The 23280-nt window shown below is 42.4% G+C and carries 30 protein-coding genes and 1 tRNA gene; 23 read left to right on the top strand and 8 right to left on the bottom strand.

The genetic code is table 11. The annotated features are described in order from the left end of the window. Window positions 1-9: 9 nt before the first annotated feature. A complete protein-coding gene (locus JI667_RS09745; RefSeq protein WP_060670229.1) occupies window positions 10-807 on the top strand; it encodes an NAD kinase in 798 nt (265 codons plus the stop codon). Then, window positions 807-1739 carry an RluA family pseudouridine synthase gene (locus JI667_RS09740; protein ID WP_206852565.1) on the top strand — a complete coding sequence of 311 codons (933 nt, stop codon included), beginning with the start codon at window positions 807-809 and terminating at the stop codon, window positions 1737-1739. Before JI667_RS09745 ends, JI667_RS09740 begins: the two co-directional genes overlap by 1 nt. 27 nt (window positions 1740-1766) lie before the next feature. Here the strand turns inward: JI667_RS09740 and prpE are convergent, their stop codons facing one another. Then, the gene (gene prpE, locus JI667_RS09735; RefSeq protein ID WP_206852564.1) at window positions 1767-2504 is read right to left on the bottom strand and encodes a bis(5'-nucleosyl)-tetraphosphatase PrpE; all 738 of its coding nucleotides are present in this window, start codon (window positions 2502-2504) and stop codon (window positions 1767-1769) included. A gap of 278 nt (window positions 2505-2782) precedes the next feature. Between prpE and mgtE the strand changes: the two genes are divergently transcribed. The 5 genes from mgtE (at window position 2783) to JI667_RS09710 (ending at window position 8215) form a co-directional block, all read left to right on the top strand. After that, entirely contained in the window at window positions 2783-4126 is a 1344-nt protein-coding gene (mgtE, locus tag JI667_RS09730) for a magnesium transporter (RefSeq protein WP_206853043.1), read from the top strand. Between the two features lie 21 nt (window positions 4127-4147). After that, window positions 4148-6010: a monovalent cation:proton antiporter family protein gene (locus JI667_RS09725; protein ID WP_206852563.1), complete on the top strand. Its 1863-nt coding sequence runs from the start codon at window positions 4148-4150 to the stop codon at window positions 6008-6010. A gap of 115 nt (window positions 6011-6125) precedes the next feature. After that, complete coding sequence (locus JI667_RS09720; RefSeq protein WP_206852562.1) at window positions 6126-6611, top strand: DinB family protein; 486 nt, start codon at window positions 6126-6128, stop codon at window positions 6609-6611. A gap of 80 nt (window positions 6612-6691) precedes the next feature. Continuing rightward, window positions 6692-7468 carry an enoyl-ACP reductase FabI gene (gene fabI, locus JI667_RS09715; RefSeq protein WP_206852560.1) on the top strand — a complete coding sequence of 259 codons (777 nt, stop codon included), beginning with the start codon at window positions 6692-6694 and terminating at the stop codon, window positions 7466-7468. Between the two features lie 192 nt (window positions 7469-7660). Continuing rightward, a complete protein-coding gene (locus JI667_RS09710; RefSeq protein WP_206852558.1) occupies window positions 7661-8215 on the top strand; it encodes a CotO family spore coat protein in 555 nt (184 codons plus the stop codon). A gap of 58 nt (window positions 8216-8273) precedes the next feature. On the opposite strand, the gene JI667_RS09705 is transcribed toward JI667_RS09710, so the two are convergent. Continuing rightward, entirely contained in the window at window positions 8274-8762 is a 489-nt protein-coding gene (locus JI667_RS09705) for a CotY/CotZ family spore coat protein (RefSeq protein WP_206852557.1), read from the bottom strand. 134 nt (window positions 8763-8896) lie between these two features. Here JI667_RS09705 and JI667_RS09700 point away from each other — a divergent pair, with 134 nt between their 5' ends. The 10 genes from JI667_RS09700 (at window position 8897) to JI667_RS09655 (ending at window position 14527) form a co-directional block, all read left to right on the top strand. After that, window positions 8897-9253 (top strand): DUF1360 domain-containing protein, encoded by a 357-nt coding sequence (locus JI667_RS09700; RefSeq protein ID WP_206852555.1) that lies wholly within the window; start codon window positions 8897-8899, stop codon window positions 9251-9253. A gap of 264 nt (window positions 9254-9517) precedes the next feature. Then, window positions 9518-9985: a sporulation protein gene (locus tag JI667_RS09695; RefSeq protein WP_206852553.1), complete on the top strand. Its 468-nt coding sequence runs from the start codon at window positions 9518-9520 to the stop codon at window positions 9983-9985. A 12-nt stretch (window positions 9986-9997) separates the two neighbouring features. Beyond that, a complete protein-coding gene (gene spoVAC / locus JI667_RS09690) occupies window positions 9998-10468 on the top strand; it encodes a stage V sporulation protein AC (protein WP_206852551.1) in 471 nt (156 codons plus the stop codon). After that, a complete protein-coding gene (gene spoVAD / locus JI667_RS09685; protein ID WP_206852543.1) occupies window positions 10468-11484 on the top strand; it encodes a stage V sporulation protein AD in 1017 nt (338 codons plus the stop codon). The genes spoVAC and spoVAD overlap by 1 nt, the downstream gene beginning before the upstream one ends. Before the next feature lie 21 nt (window positions 11485-11505). Further along, window positions 11506-11862, top strand: a complete 357-nt coding sequence (gene spoVAE / locus JI667_RS09680; protein ID WP_206852541.1) for a stage V sporulation protein AE — start codon at window positions 11506-11508, stop codon at window positions 11860-11862. A 15-nt stretch (window positions 11863-11877) separates the two neighbouring features. Then, window positions 11878-12570 carry a DUF421 domain-containing protein gene (locus JI667_RS09675; protein ID WP_206852531.1) on the top strand — a complete coding sequence of 231 codons (693 nt, stop codon included), beginning with the start codon at window positions 11878-11880 and terminating at the stop codon, window positions 12568-12570. 79 nt (window positions 12571-12649) lie between these two features. Continuing rightward, the gene (locus tag JI667_RS09670; protein WP_082051146.1) at window positions 12650-12766 is read left to right on the top strand and encodes a YjcZ family sporulation protein; all 117 of its coding nucleotides are present in this window, start codon (window positions 12650-12652) and stop codon (window positions 12764-12766) included. A gap of 141 nt (window positions 12767-12907) precedes the next feature. After that, complete coding sequence (locus JI667_RS09665; RefSeq protein ID WP_206852529.1) at window positions 12908-13168, top strand: stage VI sporulation protein F; 261 nt, start codon at window positions 12908-12910, stop codon at window positions 13166-13168. Window positions 13169-13325: 157 nt separating this feature from the next. After that, window positions 13326-13604 carry a hypothetical protein gene (locus JI667_RS09660; RefSeq protein ID WP_206852528.1) on the top strand — a complete coding sequence of 93 codons (279 nt, stop codon included), beginning with the start codon at window positions 13326-13328 and terminating at the stop codon, window positions 13602-13604. A 26-nt stretch (window positions 13605-13630) separates the two neighbouring features. After that, complete coding sequence (locus tag JI667_RS09655; protein WP_206852527.1) at window positions 13631-14527, top strand: MBL fold metallo-hydrolase; 897 nt, start codon at window positions 13631-13633, stop codon at window positions 14525-14527. Here the strand turns inward: JI667_RS09655 and JI667_RS09650 are convergent. From JI667_RS09650 to JI667_RS09635, 4 genes are all read right to left on the bottom strand, one after another. Then, window positions 14524-15216 carry a DUF421 domain-containing protein gene (locus tag JI667_RS09650; protein WP_206852526.1) on the bottom strand — a complete coding sequence of 231 codons (693 nt, stop codon included), beginning with the start codon at window positions 15214-15216 and terminating at the stop codon, window positions 14524-14526. The genes JI667_RS09655 and JI667_RS09650 overlap by 4 nt on opposite strands. Window positions 15217-15314: 98 nt before the next feature. Then, the gene (locus tag JI667_RS09645; protein WP_206852524.1) at window positions 15315-15737 is read right to left on the bottom strand and encodes a GNAT family N-acetyltransferase; all 423 of its coding nucleotides are present in this window, start codon (window positions 15735-15737) and stop codon (window positions 15315-15317) included. A gap of 1 nt (window position 15738) precedes the next feature. Beyond that, window positions 15739-16257 (bottom strand): YjcG family protein, encoded by a 519-nt coding sequence (locus JI667_RS09640; protein ID WP_098352815.1) that lies wholly within the window; start codon window positions 16255-16257, stop codon window positions 15739-15741. 164 nt (window positions 16258-16421) lie between these two features. After that, a complete protein-coding gene (locus tag JI667_RS09635) occupies window positions 16422-17147 on the bottom strand; it encodes an alpha/beta hydrolase (RefSeq protein WP_206852523.1) in 726 nt (241 codons plus the stop codon). 150 nt (window positions 17148-17297) lie between these two features. On the opposite strand from JI667_RS09635, the gene JI667_RS09630 reads away from it, so the two are divergent. The 4 genes from JI667_RS09630 (at window position 17298) to JI667_RS09615 (ending at window position 21752) form a co-directional block, all read left to right on the top strand. Continuing rightward, window positions 17298-17852 carry a phosphatidylglycerophosphatase A family protein gene (locus tag JI667_RS09630; protein ID WP_206852521.1) on the top strand — a complete coding sequence of 185 codons (555 nt, stop codon included), beginning with the start codon at window positions 17298-17300 and terminating at the stop codon, window positions 17850-17852. A gap of 309 nt (window positions 17853-18161) precedes the next feature. Further along, on the top strand, window positions 18162-19157 hold the full coding sequence (locus tag JI667_RS09625) for a TAXI family TRAP transporter solute-binding subunit (protein WP_206852519.1): 996 nt from the start codon (window positions 18162-18164) through the stop codon (window positions 19155-19157). Between the two features lie 101 nt (window positions 19158-19258). Next, a complete protein-coding gene (locus tag JI667_RS09620) occupies window positions 19259-19780 on the top strand; it encodes a DUF1850 domain-containing protein (protein WP_206852517.1) in 522 nt (173 codons plus the stop codon). Next, window positions 19767-21752 carry a TRAP transporter permease gene (locus JI667_RS09615; protein WP_206852515.1) on the top strand — a complete coding sequence of 662 codons (1986 nt, stop codon included), beginning with the start codon at window positions 19767-19769 and terminating at the stop codon, window positions 21750-21752. Before JI667_RS09620 ends, JI667_RS09615 begins: the two co-directional genes overlap by 14 nt. A 29-nt stretch (window positions 21753-21781) precedes the next feature. Here JI667_RS09615 and JI667_RS09610 read toward each other — a convergent pair whose 3' ends face one another. Next, entirely contained in the window at window positions 21782-22006 is a 225-nt protein-coding gene (locus tag JI667_RS09610) for a hypothetical protein (RefSeq protein ID WP_206852513.1), read from the bottom strand. Between the two features lie 145 nt (window positions 22007-22151). Between JI667_RS09610 and JI667_RS09605 the strand changes: the two genes are divergently transcribed. Next, a tRNA-Val gene (locus JI667_RS09605) sits at window positions 22152-22223 on the top strand. Between the two features lie 132 nt (window positions 22224-22355). Here the strand turns inward: JI667_RS09605 and JI667_RS09600 are convergent. Beyond that, a complete protein-coding gene (locus JI667_RS09600; RefSeq protein WP_206852511.1) occupies window positions 22356-22529 on the bottom strand; it encodes a hypothetical protein in 174 nt (57 codons plus the stop codon). A gap of 366 nt (window positions 22530-22895) precedes the next feature. Between JI667_RS09600 and JI667_RS09595 the strand changes: the two genes are divergently transcribed. Then, entirely contained in the window at window positions 22896-23096 is a 201-nt protein-coding gene (locus tag JI667_RS09595) for a cold-shock protein (RefSeq protein WP_034763533.1), read from the top strand. Window positions 23097-23280: the final 184 nt, after the last annotated feature.

Genomic DNA, 23280 nt, shown 5'->3' with positions numbered 1-23280 from the left:
GGTAAACGAATGAAGTTCGCGATTACATCAAAAGGGGATTCAAAATCCAATACGTTAATGCATAAAATGAGAACATATCTACAAGATTTCAACTTGATATATGATGATGATCAACCTGATATCGTCATTTCCGTCGGAGGGGATGGCACGCTTCTTTATGCATTCCACCGCTACAGATCGAGACTTGATAAGACAGCTTTTGTCGGTGTACATACGGGTCATCTTGGCTTTTATGCCGACTGGGTGCCCGAGGAGATCGAGAAACTCGTGATTGCGATTGCCAAGACACCATACCAGATCATTGAGTACCCGCTGCTGGAAACGATCATCCGTTACCAGCATGGCGGGAAGGAAACCCGCTATCTTGCTTTGAATGAATCCACCGTCAAGAGCGTCGAAGGGACCCTTGTCATGGATGTGGAAATCAGGGGTCAGCATTTTGAACGATTCCGGGGGGATGGTCTCTGTCTTTCAACTCCATCAGGCAGTACAGCTTATAATAAGGCTCTTGGAGGGGCAATCATACACCCGTCTTTACCCGCCATCCAATTCGCAGAAATGGCATCGATTAATAATCGGGTTTTCCGTACCATCGGCTCACCTCTTATATTACCTGCGCATCATACTTGCATGTTAAAACCTGTAAACGGTCCGGACTTCCTTGTGACAATCGATCATCTTTCACTTCTGCATAAAGATGTAAAGAGCATCCAGTATCGTGTCGCGGATGAGAAGATTCGTTTTGCCCGCTTCCGCCCTTTCCCATTCTGGAAACGGGTGCATGATTCGTTTGTAGCGGATGAATAATGGCAAATGGTAAAAGGAAGGATTATACGCTCCAATGGACCATTCCTTCAGTCTATGAAGGGAAAATGATGAGAGAATTTCTGATTGATCAGCAGATTTCAAAGCGAACTCTTACAGCAATCAAGTTTGATGGAGGAAGCATCACCGTCAATGGATCTGAGGAGAATGTTCGATACTCCCTATCAACAGGGGATATTCTTGAAGTGCAATTTCCTGAAGAAAAGCCCAGTCAAGCGTTGGTAGCAGAAGAAATCCCTCTGTCCATCGTTTATGAAGACGATGATGTCATCGTCGTTGACAAACCATGGGGAATGAAAACCATTCCTACTAAAGAAGAGCCTGCAGGAAGCCTGGCAAATGCCATCTTGGGGTATTTTATCCAACAGGGTATTTCATCAACGGTACATATTGTCACCCGATTGGATAAAGACACTTCGGGACTTGTCTTAGTGGCAAAGCACCGGCACGTTCATCATCTATTCAGCCTTCAGCAGAAGGAAAGGGAAATCAAAAGGACCTATGAAGCCCTTGCTGAAGGGGTGATGGACGGATCTGGGGTAATTGAAGAGCCAATCGGACGGAAATCAGACAGTATCATAGAAAGAGAAGTGAGAGCAGACGGGCAGTATGCTTTGACCCACTACAGGGTGGAGGAGCAGTTCCGTGATTTTGCCCACATCGAGTTGAGACCCGAAACAGGCAGAACCCACCAAATCCGGGTTCACTTGTCATCGATCGGACACCCCCTTGCTGGAGATGATTTATATGGTGGAAGTTTATTGCTGATGGGAAGGCAGGCTCTTCATTGTAAAAGTTTACACTTTTACCATCCCTTTGAAAGAACTTGGGTGACCATCTTGGCCCCTATGCCTTTCGATATGAGGTCGGTACTTGATAATGAAAAGAAAAGAGATCCTTTTCAGATTGACTGATAGGGATTTCTTTTTTTATAAAAGTATTCAATCTAATTCCCTGAATTTCCCCTCCACCAAAGGCATGTCAGATGGTACGCTCACGACCTCGATCTCAGGGTACTTTAAAGCGGAAAGCTTTCCACCGAACACAGCTCCTGTGTCAATATTAGCCGTTTTGTTCACGATACGGGCTTCTTTCACTGGGGTGTGACCGTACACAATCCAGGCATCTCCTTTATAGTCAAGTGCCCAATCCTTCCTGACAGGTGTGCCGTCTTCATTCTTTTTCCCGGTGATGTCCCCGTATAGGACAAATGTTTTGACACGGTCATTCTGTTCCCCTATCCATTCTTCCTTAATGCCGGCATGTGCTAAGATCAATCTGCCTTCATCCAACACCTGATACAATGGGGATCGCTCATATAATTCCAGGAACATTTCTCTATACTGATCCCTTTCCATTTGCGGCAGGGCACTTAATTCCGCCACGGTAGTTTCAAGTCCGTGAAGGATCTTGACGTTGTTGCCTAAGAAATAGCGGTACAATTTATTACAATGATTACCGGGGACATAATGGGTTGATCCTGCCTTAAATAATTTGTAGACGGTGGAGATCGTTTGAAGCGAATGGTGCCCCCGGTCAGTGAGATCACCCACAAAGCCAAGATTTCTTCCTTCCGGATGAACAGGAATACCGGTGCTCCAAACATAACCAAGTTTTTTCGTCAATGCTTTAAACTCCTTATAACATCCATGAACATCACCGATAATGTCAATTCTCATCAATATCCCACTTTCTATGTTGCCTTTTTCTTTTCTTTTACCGTATTTTATGACATATTAATGTTTCAGTATTCATATTCTTCTTTTCGTCACTCAATAGATAGTATGACATGATAATTGGCAGGAATACATACATGGTTATGATTTCATGAGAGACAATCGTCTCAAGATTTGCTAGTATTATAACGACCATATCGTTATGAAGGAGGGTGTAGATGATGTCTGAAATAACTCAAGATCAGGAAAAAGATAGAGACAGGGATAGGCAGGAAAGAGAGATGTATGATGAAGACCTTCTTATTAGAGCCCTTCAAGAAGAAGATCTGGATTTATTCCGTTCAGAATTTGTGCAGTTACACTCTTATGATCAAGCAAAATTTTTCTCTAAAATAGATGAAGATTTAAGAAACCGTTTGTACCATTATCTTTCACCGGAAGAAATGGCAGAGCTTTTTGAAAGCCTGGATATTGATGAAGAGGATTATCAGGATATTTTAGCTGAAATGAACCCTGCATATGCAGCTGAAATGCTTTCCAATATGTATGCCGATGACGCGGTGGATGTATTGAATGAGCTGGATAAAGAGCAGGTTGTCAGTTATTTGACAATCATGGATGATGAATCAGCGAAAGAAATAAAAGAATTACTGCACTATGAAGAGTACACAGCCGGTAGTATCATGACAACCGAGTTCGTGGCCATCTCAAAAAACCAAACAGTCCGTTCGGCCATGTATATATTAAAAAATGAAGCGCCGAATGCTGAAACGATTTACTATATCTATGTAGTGGATGATGATAAAAAGCTTGTAGGGGTTATTTCCCTTAGAGATTTGATCATCAGCCACGATGATGTCATGATCGGGGAAATCATGAGCGGCCGTGTCATGTCTGTGGGGGTCAGTGAAGACCAGGAAGCAGTCGCACGACAAATGAAAGATTATGATTTCCTTGCCCTCCCAGTTGTTGATTTTCAACATCATCTTCTAGGGATCATAACAGTAGATGATATCATGGACGTCATGGAAGAAGAGGCATCCGATGATTACTCCAAGCTTGCGGGTATCGCCGATTTGGATTCCATTGACCGAAGCCCTATTAATGCTGCGAAGAAGCGTCTTCCATGGCTGATCGCCTTATTATTCCTCGGCATGTTTACAGCAAGCCTCATCGGACGGTTTGAAGATACGTTGGATAAAGTGGCCATCCTTGCCGTATTTATCCCTTTGATAGCCGGTATGGCTGGAAATACGGGGACGCAGGCCCTGGCTGTGGCCGTTCGCGGGATTGCGACTGGGGACCTAGAAAAGGAAAACAAGATGTCCCTTGTCATTCGTGAAGCGGGTACCGGACTGATTACAGGCACGACATGCGGGGTTGTAGTCAGTATTGTTGTGTATGTGTGGAAGGGTGAACTCTTCCTTGGAGTCCTTGTTGGGGTATCCGTATTGATCTCTTTATTCGTTGCAACACTCGCTGGTACATTAGTACCCCTTCTTATGCACAAGCTAAAAGTGGACCCGGCCGTCGCTTCCGGTCCTTTTATTACGACGATCAATGATATAATAAGCATCTTAATTTACTTTGGATTAGCGACAATGTTTATGAATTACCTAATATAGAGAGAAGAGGGGGAGGAATGAATGGAACAGCATGCTTCGGTTTCATCACTTGTCATCGTTATTCTGGTAGCTTTTTTAACTCCCATATTGCTACATCGATTCAAATTGAATTTCATCCCGGTCGTCATCGCAGAGATCATTATGGGATTGGTTATAGGAAAGAGCGGCTTTAATCTCGTTCATCAGGATATGTGGTTAGAAACGTTATCTACACTGGGGTTTATATTCCTCATGTTCTTAAGTGGTCTTGAAATCGACTTTACCGCATTTTCAGGCAGGAAAAAGAAAAAAGAAACGTTACCTAGCGGAAAAGAAGAACCAAATCGATTGAAATTGGCTATTATCATTTTTATCGGTATTTTCTTTGTATCACTCGGGTTGTCTTATTTATTTGTCCTGTTTGGACTCATTGATAATGCATTCCTTATGACGTTGATTATTTCGACGATTTCCCTCGGTGTTGTCGTTCCGACGCTCAAAGAAGCCCATATCATGAAGAGTGCCATTGGGCAGATCATTCTACTCGTAGCTGTCATTGCTGACCTTGTCACCATGATCCTGCTTGCTGTGTTCGTGTCTCTTTATGGAGAAGGGCATGGGAATATGTGGCTCCTTCTGATCCTTTTCGGAGTCGGGCTGATGTTGTACTTCCTTGCGAAGAGATTGAAGAACAATCCCTTCATCAAAAGTCTATCGACAGGGACCGTCCAAATCGGTACACGGGCTGTCTTTACACTCATCATGCTGCTTGTGGCGGTATCTGAAACGGTGGGAGCGGAAAACATCCTGGGAGCGTTTTTGGCAGGAGTACTAGTATCCCTTCTTGCACCTAATCAAGAAATGGTCCACAAGCTTGATTCCTTTGGATATGGATTTTTAATTCCAATTTTCTTCGTGATGATCGGGGTGGAGCTGGATCTTGGGTCCCTGCTTAGTGATAAGAAGATGCTGTTATTGATCCCGTTATTAGTTCTGGCATTCCTGGTTTCGAAAATCATCCCTGTTTACTTATTGAGATACTGGTATGATACAAAAACAACCATTGCTTCCGCATTTTTGCTTACATCAACCTTATCATTGGTGATTGCAGCGGCGAAAATCGCAGAAAGGATCGAAATCATTACTGCTCAGATGAGTGGGACACTGATCTTGGTTGCCGTAATCACATGTATCATTACACCAATCATCTTTAAGAAGCTTTTTCCGAGGGAAAGTGCAAAAGAGAAGAAGTTGAAAATTACGTTCCTTGGCGCCAATCAGTTAACCATGCCGGTATCAAGGGAGCTTCAGTCCTCCTTGTATGAACCTGTCCTGTATCATACGAAGCAGGATAAATCGGACCGGAGCATCGCTGATTCTCTGTTTTCAATCAATGAAATCGATGATTATGAACTGCCTACTCTTGAAGAAAACAATATCTTTGAATCGGATATCCTTGTGATTTCCACTGGTGATGAAGAAGTAAATGCAACACTTGCAGTGACGGCTAAAGAGTATGCTGTAGGCCGAGTGATTGTAAGGGTGGAAAGCCCTGATCTGCATGAAACACTACGTGAGCAGGATATTGAGGTTTACTCTGTATTCTTATCAACAAAAGCTTTGTTGAGGGCTCTCATCGAATCACCGTCTGTCATGAGCATCCTGACGAATCAGGAAACGTCCCTGTATGAGATCCGGATGTTAAACAGTCAGTTTGAAGGGATGACGCTCAGGAAGTTCCCATTCACTGGAGATGTCATCTTTGTCCGTATCTTCCGAGGGAAAGATTCCATTGTTCCCCACGGGGATACTGAACTTCACATGAACGACCGCTTAATTGTCACAGGTTCTAAAGAATATGTGGATGAACTAAAACGAGAACTTGAATTCTGTGAATACTGCTAATGCATAACCAACTTCCCAAGAGAATAATTTCTTGGGGAGTTTTATTTTAAAAGGAGATTTCTCTCCCATTACCTAATAGTTTATAAGAAAAAATAAATAGAGGGAGGATATGAATATGTGGGAATCTAAAGTAGTGGAGATAAGGGAAAGGGTTAAGAAAAACCTCGACGGGTTATCTTATGAAAAACTGAATCAAAAGCCTTCACCTCAGGAATGGAGCATCGCACAAATTGTTCTTCATCTCTCTGGAGCGGAAACACGCTTTATGACTTTGGCATTGGATTCAGCTAAAAGCCAGTCGGGGAGGAGCGAAACGGATGTAGATTTATCCGTCTTTGATGACCCTGCACAAAAATTAAAAGCACCGATCGAGCCCTCCAACATGAAACAAAGCAGGGAAGAATTACTGAAAGTACTGGATGAGTCACGATCCCTCACGAACCAGTTTCTAATGAACTACACTAAAGAGGGATTAGATCGCCAATCCATGAATCATCATCGCTTCGGAGAGATGCCGATCTGGCAGGTTCTTGAGCTACTCGGTAAACATGAACAAAGACATTTACAACAAATAGAAGATGTGAAAAAGAGAATAGGATAGGAATCTTCTTTTCTTTTTCACGGGTTTGAGGTAGAATTAGTAGTAGGTACTAATAACATGTATTAATTAGGAGGATAATAATGACTCTTTCATTAAAAGGTAAAACATATGTAGTAATGGGAGTTGCGAATAAGCGCAGTATCGCTTGGGGAATTGCCCGTTCTTTGCACCAATCCGGTGCTCGTTTAATATTTACATATGCAGGGGAGCGTTTTGAGAAGGGGGTCAGGGACCTCTCAGAAACACTTGAAGGCGGAGAAGATTCACTTGTGCTGCCGTGTGATGTAACAAGTGATGAAGACATTGAGAAATGCTTTGCGACAATCAAGGAGGAAGTGGGTGTAATTCATGGTCTGGCCCACTGTATCGCGTTTGCAAACAAGGAAGAACTTGCAGGAGATTACATGAATACGACAAGAGACGGCTTCCTGCTTGCTCACAATATCAGTTCCTACTCCCTGACGGCGGTGGCTAAAGTGGCAAAGGACCTTATGACAGAAGGAGGAAGCATTGTCAGCATGACGTACCTTGGTGGAGAAAGGGTCATGCAAAACTATAACGTTATGGGTGTAGCAAAAGCTTCCCTTGAAGCGAGTGTGAAATATCTTGCGAGCGACCTTGGGAAACATGGTATCCGCGTAAATGCCATCTCTGCAGGTCCGATCCGTACGCTGTCAGCGAAAGGTGTCGGGGACTTCAACAGTATTTTGAAAGAAATCGAAGAGCGTGCTCCACTTCGCCGGAATACCACTCAGGAAGAAGTCGGGGATACAGCAGTGTTCCTTTTCAGTGATTACTCTAGAGGGATCACAGGAGAGAATCTACACGTGGATTCTGGTTATCACGTGTTGGGATAATAACCTGTTTTTAAAGACTGGGGATAGTGTTTCCCTGGTCTTTTTTGTTTTTTCCGTTTGTCATGTCCTTACTTTCTATGATGCCTTCCTTTCATCCTGATTGATTTAGACACAGGATTTTACAGTAATTATGAAACCCCTGGGCGCCTTTTGCATACATATAAAAGTGGAGAACAATTAGGAGGTGTCTTAGTGAGAACAGAGAAAAAAGCGGGGAAGGAACCTTTGCTATATATTAACCAGCCAAAATTAGATGAGGTAAAAGGCAATATGCAGGTGACCTATCGATCATCCAAGAAGCCGAAGCCAAAAACTCAACCGGAAACCAAGCATCCATCAACCACTCATAAGCTGCCAGCGCCCGAAGGACCCGAAAGACAAGAGAGAACAGATGAAAAATACTTTGACGAGCAGTTATATATGCAACATAGTGAACAGGTGGAAGAGGCTAAAACGGAAGTGGTAAAATCGATTCCTCAACCTCCCGAACGCAAAACGGCGGTCTCTACTTTTAGGAAGCTGAAGCCATTCCGTGAGCTGTCGATCGAAGAGAAAATAGACTACATTTCAGAGAGCATCTACGGAAAGGTACCCTTTCCATGTGAATTCTCGAACGGCCAATTATCAGTCAAAGGTGTCATGCTCAATGATGATGGTGAAACTATAACGGTTAAGAGCTTTCAAGGTGAAGAAGTAAAAATGAAGAAGAATGAGGTTACTTCCATTAAAATGATCGGCCTCCAATAAAAAAAGAGCCAGGCGGGATACCCGGCTGGCTCTTTATCTAGACTTTAACTTTGAAGAATCAGTCTTCGCATTCTAAGAATACGTGTACGTCCTTGATACATTGAATCGCACAGAAGCAATCCAGGTCAACTGTGATACATTCTTCAGTAAACACCCACTCAGTATTGTGGCCCATGGTTTCCATTTCAGAACCAGAACCAGAACCTGATTTCGAACCAGTTGTATCAGCATAGTCAGGCTTCAACACTTGAAGAGTCGCACAGCAGTTATCGAATACTTCTTTCACCCGGAAAAATGGTGATTTCCAAGGGCATCCTTTGATATGCGCTTTAAAAGTCTCACCGTTTTTAAGATACAATTTGAAGATACGAGTATTCAAACGGTTAGTAGGACTTACCATTGAACCCAGTGGCTCAAGGAAACAATCGTTTTTACAATCGTTACACTCTTGATTTGCTTCGTCTTGGATATCTTTTATAGCACGGACGGCTTGACATACGCAACCACGATCTTTTGAACTTTTGTCTTTATCTCTTCCGCAACCCATATAGAAGTTCCTCCTTAAAATGAATTTCATTTACATTACTAACATATTGTCATGTAGGCAATTAGGTAACGGACATCTGCCCTCTTTTGGAAATTTGGGCTTGGTTAATTTGAAATGCGAAAGGAGTCTTTTCATTGCAGCTGACTTTAGTGGAATTGATTGCATTGGGATTAGCCGTCTTTCGACTGACCCATCTGATTGTATTAGATAAGATTACGGAGTTTCTAAGAGCCCCATTCTTTGATGAATATATTGAAGAGGAAGAGGACGGGGAGGAAGCCATTTATCTTACACCAAAAAAAGATGGCATCAAGGGTTTTATAGGAGAACTATTGTCTTGTTTCTGGTGTACCGGGATTTGGGTTTCCTGCTTTCTTTATGGTGGATTTGTGTTCTTTCCATTCTATTTCAATCCTCTTATCACCCTTTTAGCAATTGCAGGGGTGGCGGCTTTACTAGAAGCTGCCGTCCAAAGTTGGAAAACGGATTGAAGACTTAGGTAATTAGTGGAAACAAGCTAGGGTTTCTTCACATATACTGAAAAGGGAAACAGGGTAAAGGAGGACATGAAAAGTGAAGAAAACCTCTACAAATACAAAGAAACAAGGAATCTCATCTGCTAAGAAAAAAGGATGCGGTTGTGGATCGAAAGTGAAGAAAAGCTAAGACTGCTCAAACTGGGCAGTCTTTTTTTTCATAAAAAATGACTTTATGAAAAAAATAACAGGTGAGTACAAAAAAATGAGGGATATAGCATGAACAAGAATTCATTCATCATTGCACTAGCTTTATGCGTGTTGATCGGGTGCGCGAATAAGGAAGATGGAAGCGACAGCAAGATAGCTCTAATGAAAAAAACCAATCCGCCGCCGATCGAATTGGTGGATAATCCTGAAACAGACAGTTATGGTCATGCCATTAAAAGGGAAATTTCCAAAATGGAGGAACTCTATGATGTGGCTGTCATCCAGGGAAAAGATGAGACGCTGGTTGTATACAAAGTGAAACATCTGCACAGATTCAAGATGAAAAAGATTGAAAAGAAAATGGATCGCTATCTGGAAGATAAATATCCTAAGGAAGATTTTATATTATCCAGTGATTATAAAATCTTCCTCGAAACTATCCGCTTAAAGGAAAAGCTTAAAAATAGTTCCATAACACAGAAGGATGCTGAGAAAAGGTTCCAGGAGATCGTGAAGCTTCAGAAGGAAAAAACATAGGAGGAATGAGTAATGGGGAAAATTCAAAAGACACCTGAACAGAAGAACTATGAGCAATTAGCGAAAAAATATGAAACGAAGCGGCCCCTCCTTAAAAATGTCATAAAAGCATTCTTTGTTGGAGGCTTCATTTGTTTGATCGGACAGGCCGTCACGTACATGTATATTTATTATTTCAACTTTACAGAGCAGACTGCTGGAAATCCTACAGTTGCCACAATGGTATTTTTCGCAATGCTTCTGACAGGCTTCGGCATTTATGACCATATCGGCCAATTTGGCGGCGCCGGGAGTGCGGTACCAGTCACTGGATTCGGGAACGCCGTAATTTCGGCTGCGATTGAACATCGAACAGAAGGTCTCGTCCTCGGAGTGGGAGGAAATATCTTTAAATTGGCTGGCTCAGTCATCGTTTTTGGAGTATTTTCAGCCTTTGTCGTTGCCTTGATCAAGACCATCTTAATCCAGTTGGGGGTGATTTAATGCTGCAAGGTAAAAGGTCATGGGTGTTTCCTTCAAACCCTGCCATTGTTTCAACAGGGGTGGTCGGAGGGCCTTTTGAGAAAAAGGGAAATCTTTCAGCTGATTTTGACCAGTTTTATGATGATACATGGATGGGTCAGGAAACTTACGAAAAAGCCAACCGAACTCTAATAGAGGATGCCGTTCAAATTGCTTTGGAAAAACAGTCTCTTCAAAAGAGTGATATCCAATTTTTCTTGACGGGCGACCTGATCAATCAAATCACTCCTTCTAGTTTTGCTGCAAGAACAAATGGAATTCCATATTTCGGTTTGTTCGGAGCGTGTTCAACATCAATGGAAGGTCTCGCTCTTTCAGCATTTTTAGTTAATTATCATGGAGCTCACCTCGTAGTGACGGGAGCCTCCAGTCATAATTCAGCGACTGAAAAGCAATTCCGCTATCCCACCGAGTATGGAGGACAGAAACCGCCAACAGCACAGTGGACTGTAACGGGGGCGGGGTTTGCAGTGGTGAAAGAGGGTACATCGGTCGCCGGGCCTGCACCGAGAGTAACGTCCGCCACCATCGGGAAGGTCATGGATATGGGGTTGAAAGACCCATTTAACATGGGAGGTGCAATGGCACCCGCGGCAGTGGACACGATAGCAGGTCATTTTCAGGATACGGGCAGAGACCCATCCTATTACGATCTTATCATTACAGGTGATCTGGCGAAAATTGGAAGACAGACGGCCCTAGAAATGCTGAAACAGAAAGGCTACGAGTTAAGAGACCAACATTTTCAAGACTGTGGGATGTTGATTTACGGGGAAAGCCAGCCTGTCCAATCAGGGGCAAGCGGACCTGGGTGTTCCGCTACCGTCCTTTACGGTCATTTATTGAATGAAATGAAGAAAGGTACCTATAAACGCATCTTGGTCATAGCGACAGGAGCATTATTATCACCCCTGACGTTTCAGCAGGGCGAATCGATCCCTTGTATTGCTCATGCGGTTTCAATTGAGTATTTGTAGGGCTTGAAAGGAGGGAACCAAATGTTAGCAATGTTTTTTTGGGCGTTTACGATAGGCGGTATCATCTGTGTTATCGGTCAATTACTGTTTGATGTAGCGAAATTAACCCCAGCTCACACATTAAGTCTGCTCGTTGTTTCAGGCGCTATCCTCTCAGGGTTTGGACTGTACGAGCCTTTGATTGATTTTGCCGGGGCGGGAGCGACCATTCCGATTACGAGCTTTGGGAATGCACTTGTAAATGGTGCGATGCAGGAATCACAGGAACACGGGCTTGTCGGCGTATTGACCGGTATGTTCGAAGTTACAAGCTCAGGGATATCTTCTGCCATCATATTCGGTTTCATTGGAGCACTCTTGTTTAAACCAAAGGGATGATTGAGGTGAGGTTATATGCCTGAATATTTACAGGTGGCATTACGCAGTATATTTATCCTGCTTTCTTTGTTTGCCATCACCAAATTGTTAGGCAAGAAACAGCTGTCGAAATTATCCTTTTTTGAATACATCACAGGAATCACTGTTGGAAGCATTGCCGGAACGCTCTCAATGGACTTGAACCTGCCCTTAAGTGAGGGGTTGATGAGTATATTATTATGGTTTGCATTCCCCCTGCTGTTTTCCTTCCTGTCCCTGAAGAGTATTCGTTTTAGAAGGTTTGCTGAAGGGAAGCCGGCGGTATTCATAAAGGATGGAAATATTGATGAATTGGCATTGAGAAAAGAAAAATATTCTGTAGATGAACTTTTGGAACAATTAAGGAAAAAAGATGTGTTCCGGGCAGCCGATGTAGAATTCGCATCACTTGATACAAATGGGGATCTAAGTGTCCTTTTGAAAAAAGAAAAACAGCCGCTTGTCCGGGAAGATGTATTTGGAATATCACAAAAATCCACCCCTCCACAAGCCGTCATCACAGATGGGAAAGTGGATCAAAATGCTCTGTCTGAAGTCGGATTTCCCCTGCCGTGGTTAGTGAAAGAACTATCAAAGAGGAAACTGAAGATAGAATCCATCTTTCTGGCACAATTAGATTCTGAAGGCAACCTGACCTTTGATCTGTATGATTGGACAAACACACAATAAAATATCCAAAAGCCCATACGTTATCCTCATTTTGTACATATGTTATAAGAGACTAAAGGTAAAAGAGAGGTGAAATTATATGTATGGATATGGATACGGTGGCTGTGGATATGGCGGCGGCGGTTATGGTTCGACATTTGTGTTGATCGTTGTGCTTTTCATTCTCTTGATTATCGTTGGAGCTAGCTTCTGTTAGAAAGGGGTACAAAAGGCAGAATCCTAAAGTTGAAGGGATTTTGTCTTTTTGTTTTGCAGATAAGGATATAATTTCATTTTCAATTCACGCTCCTGGTTTTTTTTACATAAGATGCTTATAGTTAAAAGGAGGCGTGATGAAATGAATAATAACTTTTTTAAGAATTTAGAGAAGAAGACAGGCGTGAACATGAACGAAGTGTTGGAGCTTGCTAACTCATTACAAAATGCGAACTTTAAAGATGAAGCAACGGTCAGAAACGTCATCAAACGTGTATCTAAAATTGCCAATAAACCTGTTAACAAGGAAATGGAAGATAAAATTGTCCAATCGATCGTGAACGACGGAAAGCAATTGGATTTCAGTACCATTTCCAATATGTTAAACAAGGGCAAGAAATAAATAATCCTCACAAAAATAAGAAGAATGGACATAAAGAAACGTGCACTCACGTATTTTATGTTAATTCTTCTTTCTTTTTATATGGGGTGGGAAGTTATGCGTTCACACGTTTCTCAAAATCCCAAATTGGGTACATAAAACCAAGGAGGTCATAACAATGGGATACATTGCACCTATTCCTCACTATCAATATAAACAATATCAGGAAAGAGACCTGAAAGTTGATAAACACCCGTTCAGCTTTTTCCCCATACAGCCCATCAAACCACTAAAAAATAAATCACAAACCAACACAGAAGAAACCGAAACCCGATATGGAGTCCATCATACCGACCGACGTACATCTTCTTACCAGAAGTCTTTCAAAAATCCCATCCCATCTACTTTAATGGCTCAATTAACAGGAAAAGGAAAGCACGTTAACGAATATGTATAGGGAACCGATTCTTTGGAGGTATGATCGTGAAACTTCAGAAATTCACAGAACATTGCTATGCGTTTACCGGTGCCGTAACGATTGGTTATTGTGTGAAAATGGGGAAGGGCCTTTTGATCGACAGCGGATTGGATGACTCGACCATGAAGAAGGTAATCAGGATAGTGGAGGATGAAGGGCTTCCACTTGATTATTGTGTGATTACCCATGCCCACGCGGATCATTTCGGCGGTGCCCGTCATCTTAAGAAAAAGTACAGCATTCCAGTGTATGCACCTAAATTGGAGAAAGCAATTATAGAGAATCCTATTTTAGAACCCATTTATTTATTCAATGGTGCAGTTCCTATAAAGGATTTACGTAATAAATTCTTAGAAGGACAGGCAGTTGAAGTGGATGAAGAGCTCTTGACTGGTAATAACAGCATTGGTCCGTTCACTATAGAAGTAATTGAATTACCGGGACATTCATATCGTCAGGTAGGACTGCTGATAGAGGATATTTTATATGCCGCGGACAGTTATTTTGGAAGCGAGACGTTAGAGAAGCATGTGATTCCCTTTATTGTGGATGCGGACCAAACCCTGGAATCATTGGAAAAACTCCTTCACATATCATGTAAAGGAGCAATCCCGGGCCATGGCAGCTTCGAAGAGAATATCACTCAAACCGTGAAGGAAAATATGGAACTTCACGAAGAAAGGATGAACGCGCTATTAGAATTGGTAAATGAAAAACCAAACGGAGATACATTCGATCGCATTTTAAGAAGATTTTTGGATCTGTATAGCATTAAGGTAGGGAATGTGGGGCAGTGGCTCCTATTTAGAACATCGGTTACAGCCTACCTTACAAGCCTGGAACGAAAGAAACTCTTGTCATTTTCGATTCGGGAAAATGAATTCATTATTCATCCCCATTAATATCCTTGGACCAACAAGGTTTTTCCATCCTCCCATTCGGCGTATAGGACGTCGTTGGAGGAGAGGAAGCCTTGTTTTTTTAACTCATTTTTCAACCAAGTTTCTTCTTGGCCGGCCAGACTCAAATTATCATAAACGATTTCCCCGTCGACGATCAATGAAAGGGGGAGGGTGGCTGACTTAATGGGTAATTGAAGGTCCTGCCTTTGAACCATGTCGTAAAGAGGCTTTCGAATGACGCTCAGCGTGCCGTCCGATTCCAATAGGGCATATTCACACTCTCTAACAGCAAATACATCCTTTGCCCGGAGTAGATGCTGAAGCTGATTCAAATCCAGATGGTTTTTTTTTAGTTCATTGTAATTTATTTTGCCTTTATTAATAATTAATGATGGAGTTCCTTCAAGCATATGTCGAAAGCGCCTTGATTTTTGAGTGAAGTATTCCGTAATGAAGATTAAACTTCCCCATATAGTGATAGCAGAAAGAATTTGAAACACGGTTGTTTTCCCGTCATAAAGGGAGTTACCAACTAGCTCACCAAGAATCAAAGCGGAAATGAAATCAAAAGCTGATATTTGAGTGATTTGTGTTTTCCCCAGTATTTTTGTCAAGATGAGCAAAGCGAAATATCCAACGATCAATTCGACGGCTATAGATTTGATTTCCACGGAGCTCCCCCTTTCCATACACTTCTCCATTATCGACGGGAGTCGTTCTGAATATACAGCGGCAGAAATAAAAAAAGAACATGAAATCTAGTCCTGAAACCAGATTTCATGTTCCTTTACATGTTTTTGCTCATTGTTTTATGAGGGATGCCCGCGTCCAGGAATTCCCCGGATGTAACTTCATAGCCCAGTCCTTCATAAAAAGGGATGGCGTAGGTTTGAGAGTTTAATTTCAATTGTGATAATGGCTGCTGCTTCGCATATTCTTCAATGCCGAGCATCAGTTCACGGCCACCACCTTTGCCCCTCATGGTTTTAAGGATGCAGATCCTTTCAACTTTGCCTATCCCATCGAGAATCCGGAAACGTCCGGCACCGACAGCGTTGTCTTGTTCATATAGAATGAAATGGATGGAGTCGCTCTCATGTTCATCGATTTCTTCTTCGAGGGGAACCTGCTGTTCTTCTACAAAAACGGTCTTTCGAATATTGTAAACATCCTGAATCTGTTCTTCTGTCTTCGCAACTTGGACGTTCACGTTATTCTTCCTTTCCTAATCGGAATGTTTCGTAAACGGTCCAGGAGCCATTTTCTAACTGATATAACAAGTGGAAACGATCGATTGTTTCTTCATGATCGATCCCAAGCATGCTCAGTGATCCAAAGATATCGGAGTGCTCATCATTTGAAAGTTTCTGGGCAATGGTGATGTGAGGAACGAAAGCGAATTCCGGCTCGTCACCCATGAAATTCTGATTATGCATATCATCGTGCAACCCTTGCAGTTCAGGCTTAGACTCAACCTTGAAATAAATGACGTTATTCACAGGTTGAAAGGAACTCACTTTATACACTTTTAAATTGAATGGATCGTATTTTTTTGAAATTGCGGAGAGTTTTCCTGCGATATCTTTGATTTGATCATCATCTGCACTAAAGACGTTTTTTAATGTCAAATGTGGCGGGACCAATGCATAATGAGGATCATAGCGTTTCCTATAAGAGTTCGCGATATCTTGTAGCTTTTTCGATGGGAAAATGACTATACCATAATTCATTTTCTTCAATCCTCCTCTATTTAATGATCATTGTCATATGTACAGTATAGCAAATTTTTCAAAAATTTAATATAGGGCGAACGAAAGAGGAATGGTGTGATTTCAGCTGTTACCGTTCATAGGCGGCAAGGGTTGTCACCCTCGCCGCCTGGAAATCATCCTGTTCAGCTGAACATCATTTTTATGGCGCGCTTTAGGTCCGGCTGCCAATACTTCCACGTATGATCGCCGTCGAATTCATCGTAGAAAGAAGAGAATCCTTTGCCGTCGAATAACTCTTGAAGCTGCCTGTTTGGTTGTAAGAAGTCCTTTACCTTCCCGTCTGTCGTTTTCACTTCGGTTTCCCCAAGGCCTATGATATGGTAGATGCTTAGAAGATGAGGCTGTGTGAACTCCTCCACGGCATCCAGCACTTTCTCATTGACAAAAGGTGATTGAAGGAGGACCTTCCCGAATGTGTTCGGGTATTTCAATGCGGTCAACAGGGACACGGTTGCTCCCAATGAATCCCCTATAAGGGCACGTCCCATTCCCATATGATAGGTCGGGTAATGCTCATCTAAATAAGGAACCAATTCGTGTGCCAGAAAACGGATATAAGCATCATTTTCCTCACCATGGGGGTGATATTTCCTTCTTCGGTCCTCGACGTCCTTATACGGGACCCCCACAATAATCATATTCTCAATTTCCTTGTTTGAAAGCAGTTCATCCGCGAGTCGCGGGATCCTTCCAAGCTGGAAGTAATCTTTCCCATCCTGTGCGATGAGCAGGGAGTATTTATAAAGAGGAGAGAATGTTGCAGGTAAATAAACAAGCATCTTCATCTCCTCATTCAGTTCCTTACTAAAGAGGTTCAATTCGGTTACTTTTCCTCTTACGGTTGTCATGGCGGTAGCCTCCTATGATCAGTGTTAACGTTTACAGGAAGATTGTATCATAATCTCTTAAATAATTCCCGGAAGCGAATTTCGATACGAATATTCAAAAAAGTGTTATAATTTTAATAGGAAAGTGATTGTATAGAGAGGGGAATTAGTATGAATAAACCTGTTCACTCAAGAGATGTTACCAAAGCTGCATTAAAAAGACTTAGGGACCGAGGCGTATCCATAGAGGATATAGCCGAAATCGTTTATGAAATGCAGTATCCATATAATTCGGACCTTCAGATGGAAGATTGCATCGATAGTGTGAAGAAGGTGTTGTTAAAAAGGGAGATCCAGCATGCCATCCTGGTAGGGGTTGAATTGGATCAGCTTGCTGAAGAGAAGAAACTTTCAGAGCCCCTTCAATCGATCGTAGAAACGGATGAAGGGCTGTTTGGAGTCGATGAGACGATCGCACTTGGGGCAGCTTTAGGATATGGAAGCATTGCCGTCACCACGTTTGGCCATCTGGATAAGAATAAAATTGGCATCATCAGGGAGTTGGATACGAAAAAAGGGAATGGTGTCCATACCTTCTTGGATGATATTGTAGCAAGCATCGCTGCCAATGCATCTTCAAGGATTGCCCATACACAAAGGGACCTGGAAGAAAACATTTCTGAAGAAGATAAGCTGAAGTTTGAGGACGAGGAATTGATCGGCTGAAACAAAACCTGATATATAACAGAAGGGACTGAACGATGCTCTTACATCTTCAGTCCTTTTTGTGAGGACAAATTTGCGTCTCAGAAGAAGAGAACTCATTAAGAATGTAAACGCTTTATACATTCCCTATACAATTGTGCGCTGATTACCATAGCTCCCGATTAAGGATTCTTGTTACTGGGTGATTATTTAAAAAGGGTTTTTATTAAAAATGTTAAAACTTTATGTATTCTATTTGACAAGATTGTTACAGGCTGTGTTACAATTATTTCGTTAACGTATAAAATTTAATAGGGGGGGAATTAGAATATGAAAAAACGCAGTTTATTTCTAAGCACTGCACTACTTCTAGTTCTATCTGTCATTCTTGCTGCTTGCGGCGGCGGATCAGGTGGAGGTTCATCATCTGATGGTGAAGGAAACAAAGAGGTTGACTTCATTGGTATTGCTACAGGTGGAACAGGGGGTACATATTACCCGTTAGGCGGAACATTCGCTAAGATTATCGAGGATGAAACAGGAATCAAATCCTCAGCGTCCACTTCAGGTGCCTCTGCTGAGAACATGGCCGCTGTGAAAGACGGCAAAACTGAAATCGCTTTTACGCAAACGGATATTGCATCTTATGCGTCTGAAGGTACAGAAATGTTCAAGGACAACAAAGTAGAAAACGCAAGAGGTATTGCGACACTATATCCTGAAACGATTCAGATCGTTACAACGAAGGATTCCGGTATCAAATCAGTGGAAGATCTTAAAGGGAAGGTCGTTTCAGTTGGTGAAGCCGGTTCAGGTACACTACTGAATGCAACTCAGATCCTTGAAGTACACGGAATCAAATTGGATGATTTAGAAGCTCGTAATCTATCATTTGATGATTCAACGACTGGTATCCAGGATGGTACAATAGATGCCGCATTCATCACTTCAGGTACTCCTACTGGAGCTGTTGAAGGTTTGGCAGCAACGGAAGACATTACAATCGTACCTGTTGAATCAGGAAAAGTGAGCGAGCTGATCGAGAAGTATCCTTACTACTCAGAAGATGAAATCCCGGCTGGAACGTACAGTAAAGTGGATGGTGCAGTGACTACGGTTGCCGTTCGTGCCATGCTTGTGACGAATGCTGACATATCTGAAGATGTCATCTATGATGTAACAAAGGCCATTTTTGAAAACACGGATCAAATCACCCACGCCAAAGGTAAGCTGATTAAAGCTGAAGACGGACTTAAAGGCATGGGAATCGAATTACATCCTGGTGCAAAGAAATACTTTGATGAAAAAGGAATTTCAATGGAATAGGTTCACACCAGAAGATGGACGAAGGGATAGGCCGCTTACGGTCTATTCTTTTGTTTTGGTTTCAGCTAAAATCCTAACAATGGAATGGTGGGGAATTCTTTATGAGGAAAAAAACATCCCTGGGAGCGATTCTCCTGATTCTATGTAGCGGATTCATCCTTTTCATACCCATACAAACCTTTTTGGTCATAGAACCGAGAAGTACAAAAGGGGAATCTGTCCTTTTCGGCCTCCCCGACAATCATTCGTTTTCGGTTCGATATACTCACTCCATTCATCTATCGGAAGTAGAGGAGTTTTATGAACCGACATCATCAAATCAAATTCAACAAACCAAATTACTCTATGAAGATACTGCCATTGGTATGCCGGCCAATGCAGAAGGAAATGAAATCTTCGAAGTGACAAAGGAAGGCAAATATTTAATTTCGAATATGGAAAGAGTGTTTCCTTACATTGATATCAGAATTGGCCAAGTCGTGGCGAATCACCGTCTCGTCCTTGACGGGAGGGAATATCCTTTAGCCGACTATTTCGATAAAGGATCTGTCGTTCGGATTCAATTGAAGAAACAAACACTTTACGACCAGTGGAAAGGAGTGACTGTAGTTGGAAAAAGATAGAGAGTTTGAATCTTTGACTGCAGAGCAACAACAAGAGTTACTTGAAAAATACGATCCGGAATCTTCCACGAGGAAATTCCATCATGGAATGTTCAAATGGATCATCTTCTTTGGGTTATTGGCATTTTCTTTATTTCAGTTAGTAGCATCCATCTTTCAATTCATCCCTAGACAATTGCTTTTATCCATTCACTTAGGGTTTGCCCTTTCATTAGTATTCCTGTTATTTCCTGCCCGCAAGAAGTATCTGAAGAAAGAGAAGATTGCCTGGTATGATATTGTTCTTTCAGCCATTTCTGTAGGAATAGGTGCATACTGGCCGATCATGCAGGATGATATCGTCAGCAGGGTGGGATTGATGACCCAACTGGACTTTTATGTCGGTTTCGCTGCTATGATCCTTGTATTGGAAGCTACCCGTCGAGCGGTGGGGTTACCCATTACGATCATTGCATCCGCTTTCATCCTATATATGTATTATGGCAGGTTGATGCCCGGATTCCTTGCTCATAGAGGTTATGATTGGGATGACATCGTGAAAACGATGTTCTTCACAAGTGAAGGAATCTTAGGGACACCTTTATATGTTTCAGCCACATTCATCTTTTTGTTCTTATTGTTTGGGGCATTCCTGGTTAAGACAGGCGTTGGTCAGTATTTTAATGATTTGGCCGTGTCTATTGCTGGTAAGCGTGTCGGAGGACCTGCAAAGGTTGCGATTTTCTCCAGTGCCCTTCAAGGGACCATCAGTGGGAGCTCCGTTGCAAACGTCGTGACATCGGGTTCCTTCACGATCCCTATGATGAAAAAACTAGGGTACCGTAAAGAGTTTGCCGGCGGGGTAGAGGCTGCTGCGTCTACGGGTGGTCAATTGATGCCGCCGATCATGGGGGCTGCTGCTTTCCTGATGGTGGAATTCATCGGTGGTATTTCGTATTGGGATATTGCCAAGGCGGCCTCTATTCCTGCCATCCTTTACTTCACAGGTATCTGGATCATGACACACTTTGAAGCGAAGCGGATCGGTCTTCGGGGTTTATCCGATGAAGAGATGCCAGATCGTAAAGAAGTGTTCAAGAAAATTTATCTGCTGCTTCCAATTCTAACGGTCATCATTTTGCTAGTGAGCGGAATGAGCGTCATGCGTGCCGCACTTTGGTCGATTGTTGCCACGATCGCCATCAGTGCCATTAGGAAAGATACGAGAATTGGTTTCAAAGACGCTGTCGATGCCCTCGTGGATGGAGCCAGGACAGCTTTGTCCGTAGCAGTGGCGACAGCCGCAGCTGGTATGATCGTAGGAGTCGTGACCAAGACTGGCTTAGGGTTGACCCTTGCGAATGGTCTGGTGGACCTTGCAGCGGATTTAACCAATTCCACTGAAGGTAAGCTGATCCTTACGTTAGTGTTTACGATGATTGCGTCGATTGTACTCGGCATGGGTTCTCCAACTACAGCGAACTATGTCATCACATCCACGATCGCTGCTCCTGCGATTATATTATTGGGAGCACCTGAGTTAGCTGCTCACTTATTCGTATTTTATTTCGGTATCATTGCTGACATCACGCCACCTGTGGCACTGGCTGCCTTTGCCGCTGCCGGGGTGTCGGGAGGAGAACCGATACGGACAGGGGTCAATTCAGCTAAGTTGGCCATTGCTGCCTTTATCATACCGTACATGTTCGTCTTATCCCCGGAACTGTTGATGATCGATACAACCATTCCAAGGCTGATTTGGGTTATCTTTACGGCCGTGACCGGGATGATGGCCATAGGGGCAGGTATGATCGGTTATTGGTATCGCAGAGTATTCGTCATTGAAAGATTGCTTTGTGTAGCTGCCGGACTATTACTCATTTACCCTGAAGGCATGTCTGATATCATTGGTTTGGTTTTATTCGGAATCATGCTTGCTCTCCAGTTTTTTATTAAAAGAGAAGATAAGACACCAACTAGAGCAACGGCATAAAATAAATCAAGGCTGAGCCCCATAAGGGTTCAGCCTTTTGTAGTGGGATGAGCGGAGGGGGGATAAGAAACTGCCAAAATATCCTGAATTCTAAACCTGCGGATATCATTCCTGATCAAGCAGTAAGCGGTGATATAGTCTTTTTCAATTCTCTTGACCAGTACCTTTCTCTTCGTGCATTCAAGCCTTGCATTCATATAAATCATTTCAATCGGCTGTCGTTCTTTCAACGAACGCTGAATTTTGATCAACATTGGGCACCCCGGGTGTGCTGGATACAAATAGTCTATGCGAACGTGCGTTCTTTTATACCCTGGAAGAAGAATCAAGAGAAAATTACGATAAAGTCATTGACAATTTTCAATATATGAATATAATAGAATATGTACCTTACATCGCGACTTGTTAGCTCAGTGGGAGAGCACTTCCTTGACAGGGAAGGGGTCGTGGGTTCGAATCCCTCACAGGTCATACATATGGAAAAGCCTGCATCCTTTAGGATGCAGGCTTTTTTAGTTTTTAGTTTTGCCGGAAATGAAAAAGGACTCTGCTGTATTCCGGTTAGAGTCCTTGTCAAGATAAGTATAAGGATGATAGCATTTTTTATTTTAATTCCAATTCCTCTTCAAAATAAAATGTGCCTGGATGCTCTTTTACGATATATGAATATCGCTTCATGTTTTTTACATACTGCCACTTCATTATTGTCACTGTTTCGCCAGTTTCCTTAATTGTCACCATAGAACCATTGCTGAACCGATTTTTTGTGGATTTCATTGGGCACTCCCTTTCATATTTGTTTATTATACCACAGTTTACACGTGATTTTTAGAATCCCATGAGTGTTTATGTTTATAAAACGGTTACATCCGTCAAAAGGTCCATCAGATTGAATGAGAGAGCAAGGAATCAAGGGAATGGGTGGTGAAACCACATACTGCTCATGGTATTCAGTACAATTATGTAGGAGGTCTGACTTTCAAAACTTCACCTTGAAGAACTTGCTTATTTGTTTCATTACTGTTATTCTATAAAAGAATTATTTTTGTCCGGTATACGAGGGAAGAACACGATTTGGTTTTCACCTGATATCGCAAGAATAGTAATACATGGTGCTCAAATGCACTTTAGGAGGCAACAAACATGGAAAATGGTAAAGTAAAATGGTTTAACGCAGAAAAAGGTTTCGGATTCATCGAGGTAGAAGGTGGAGACGACGTATTCGTACACTTCTCAGCGATTCAAGGTGAAGGTTTCAAATCTCTTGACGAAGGTCAAGAAGTATCTTTCGACGTTGAACAAGGTGCTCGTGGACCACAAGCAGCTAACGTACGTAAAGCATAATCTAACTTTACAACTTCAAGAACAGGCTCATTCGTGAGTCTGTTTTTTTATGTGGATGTTAATTGGATAAGAGGGACGGACCTTTCAAGGTCCGTCCCTCTATTTATAAGGCTGTTTTCGCAAAGATTGTTGCTATTCGCATACCAACTAAGATTTACGATGCTCTGTCATTTAAGTTGTGGTG

It is taken from the genome of Bacillus sp. NTK074B (assembly GCF_017303375.1).
GTDB lineage: Bacteria > Bacillota > Bacilli > Bacillales > Bacillaceae_B > Rossellomorea.
Note: the sequence above shows the minus strand (reverse complement) of the source record. Positions and strands in the feature narration are given on the sequence as shown.

Coding starts and splice junctions, on each gene's coding strand:
- JI667_RS09745 (WP_060670229.1), top strand. CDS start 10: ATGAAGTTCGCGATTACATCAAAAGGGGATTCAAAATCCAATACGTTA.
- JI667_RS09740 (WP_206852565.1), top strand. CDS start 807: ATGGCAAATGGTAAAAGGAAGGATTATACGCTCCAATGGACCATTCCT.
- prpE (WP_206852564.1), bottom strand. CDS start 2,504: ATGAGAATTGACATTATCGGTGATGTTCATGGATGTTATAAGGAGTTT.
- mgtE (WP_206853043.1), top strand. CDS start 2,783: ATGTATGATGAAGACCTTCTTATTAGAGCCCTTCAAGAAGAAGATCTG.
- JI667_RS09725 (WP_206852563.1), top strand. CDS start 4,148: ATGGAACAGCATGCTTCGGTTTCATCACTTGTCATCGTTATTCTGGTA.
- JI667_RS09720 (WP_206852562.1), top strand. CDS start 6,126: ATGTGGGAATCTAAAGTAGTGGAGATAAGGGAAAGGGTTAAGAAAAAC.
- fabI (WP_206852560.1), top strand. CDS start 6,692: ATGACTCTTTCATTAAAAGGTAAAACATATGTAGTAATGGGAGTTGCG.
- JI667_RS09705 (WP_206852557.1), bottom strand. CDS start 8,762: ATGGGTTGCGGAAGAGATAAAGACAAAAGTTCAAAAGATCGTGGTTGC.
- JI667_RS09695 (WP_206852553.1), top strand. CDS start 9,518: ATGAACAAGAATTCATTCATCATTGCACTAGCTTTATGCGTGTTGATC.
- spoVAC (WP_206852551.1), top strand. CDS start 9,998: ATGGGGAAAATTCAAAAGACACCTGAACAGAAGAACTATGAGCAATTA.
- spoVAD (WP_206852543.1), top strand. CDS start 10,468: ATGCTGCAAGGTAAAAGGTCATGGGTGTTTCCTTCAAACCCTGCCATT.
- spoVAE (WP_206852541.1), top strand. CDS start 11,506: ATGTTAGCAATGTTTTTTTGGGCGTTTACGATAGGCGGTATCATCTGT.
- JI667_RS09675 (WP_206852531.1), top strand. CDS start 11,878: ATGCCTGAATATTTACAGGTGGCATTACGCAGTATATTTATCCTGCTT.
- JI667_RS09670 (WP_082051146.1), top strand. CDS start 12,650: ATGTATGGATATGGATACGGTGGCTGTGGATATGGCGGCGGCGGTTAT.
- JI667_RS09665 (WP_206852529.1), top strand. CDS start 12,908: ATGAATAATAACTTTTTTAAGAATTTAGAGAAGAAGACAGGCGTGAAC.
- JI667_RS09660 (WP_206852528.1), top strand. CDS start 13,326: ATGGGATACATTGCACCTATTCCTCACTATCAATATAAACAATATCAG.
- JI667_RS09650 (WP_206852526.1), bottom strand. CDS start 15,216: ATGGAAAGGGGGAGCTCCGTGGAAATCAAATCTATAGCCGTCGAATTG.
- JI667_RS09640 (WP_098352815.1), bottom strand. CDS start 16,257: ATGAATTATGGTATAGTCATTTTCCCATCGAAAAAGCTACAAGATATC.
- JI667_RS09635 (WP_206852523.1), bottom strand. CDS start 17,147: ATGACAACCGTAAGAGGAAAAGTAACCGAATTGAACCTCTTTAGTAAG.
- JI667_RS09630 (WP_206852521.1), top strand. CDS start 17,298: ATGAATAAACCTGTTCACTCAAGAGATGTTACCAAAGCTGCATTAAAA.
- JI667_RS09625 (WP_206852519.1), top strand. CDS start 18,162: ATGAAAAAACGCAGTTTATTTCTAAGCACTGCACTACTTCTAGTTCTA.
- JI667_RS09620 (WP_206852517.1), top strand. CDS start 19,259: ATGAGGAAAAAAACATCCCTGGGAGCGATTCTCCTGATTCTATGTAGC.
- JI667_RS09610 (WP_206852513.1), bottom strand. CDS start 22,006: ATGTTGATCAAAATTCAGCGTTCGTTGAAAGAACGACAGCCGATTGAA.
- JI667_RS09600 (WP_206852511.1), bottom strand. CDS start 22,529: ATGAAATCCACAAAAAATCGGTTCAGCAATGGTTCTATGGTGACAATT.
- JI667_RS09595 (WP_034763533.1), top strand. CDS start 22,896: ATGGAAAATGGTAAAGTAAAATGGTTTAACGCAGAAAAAGGTTTCGGA.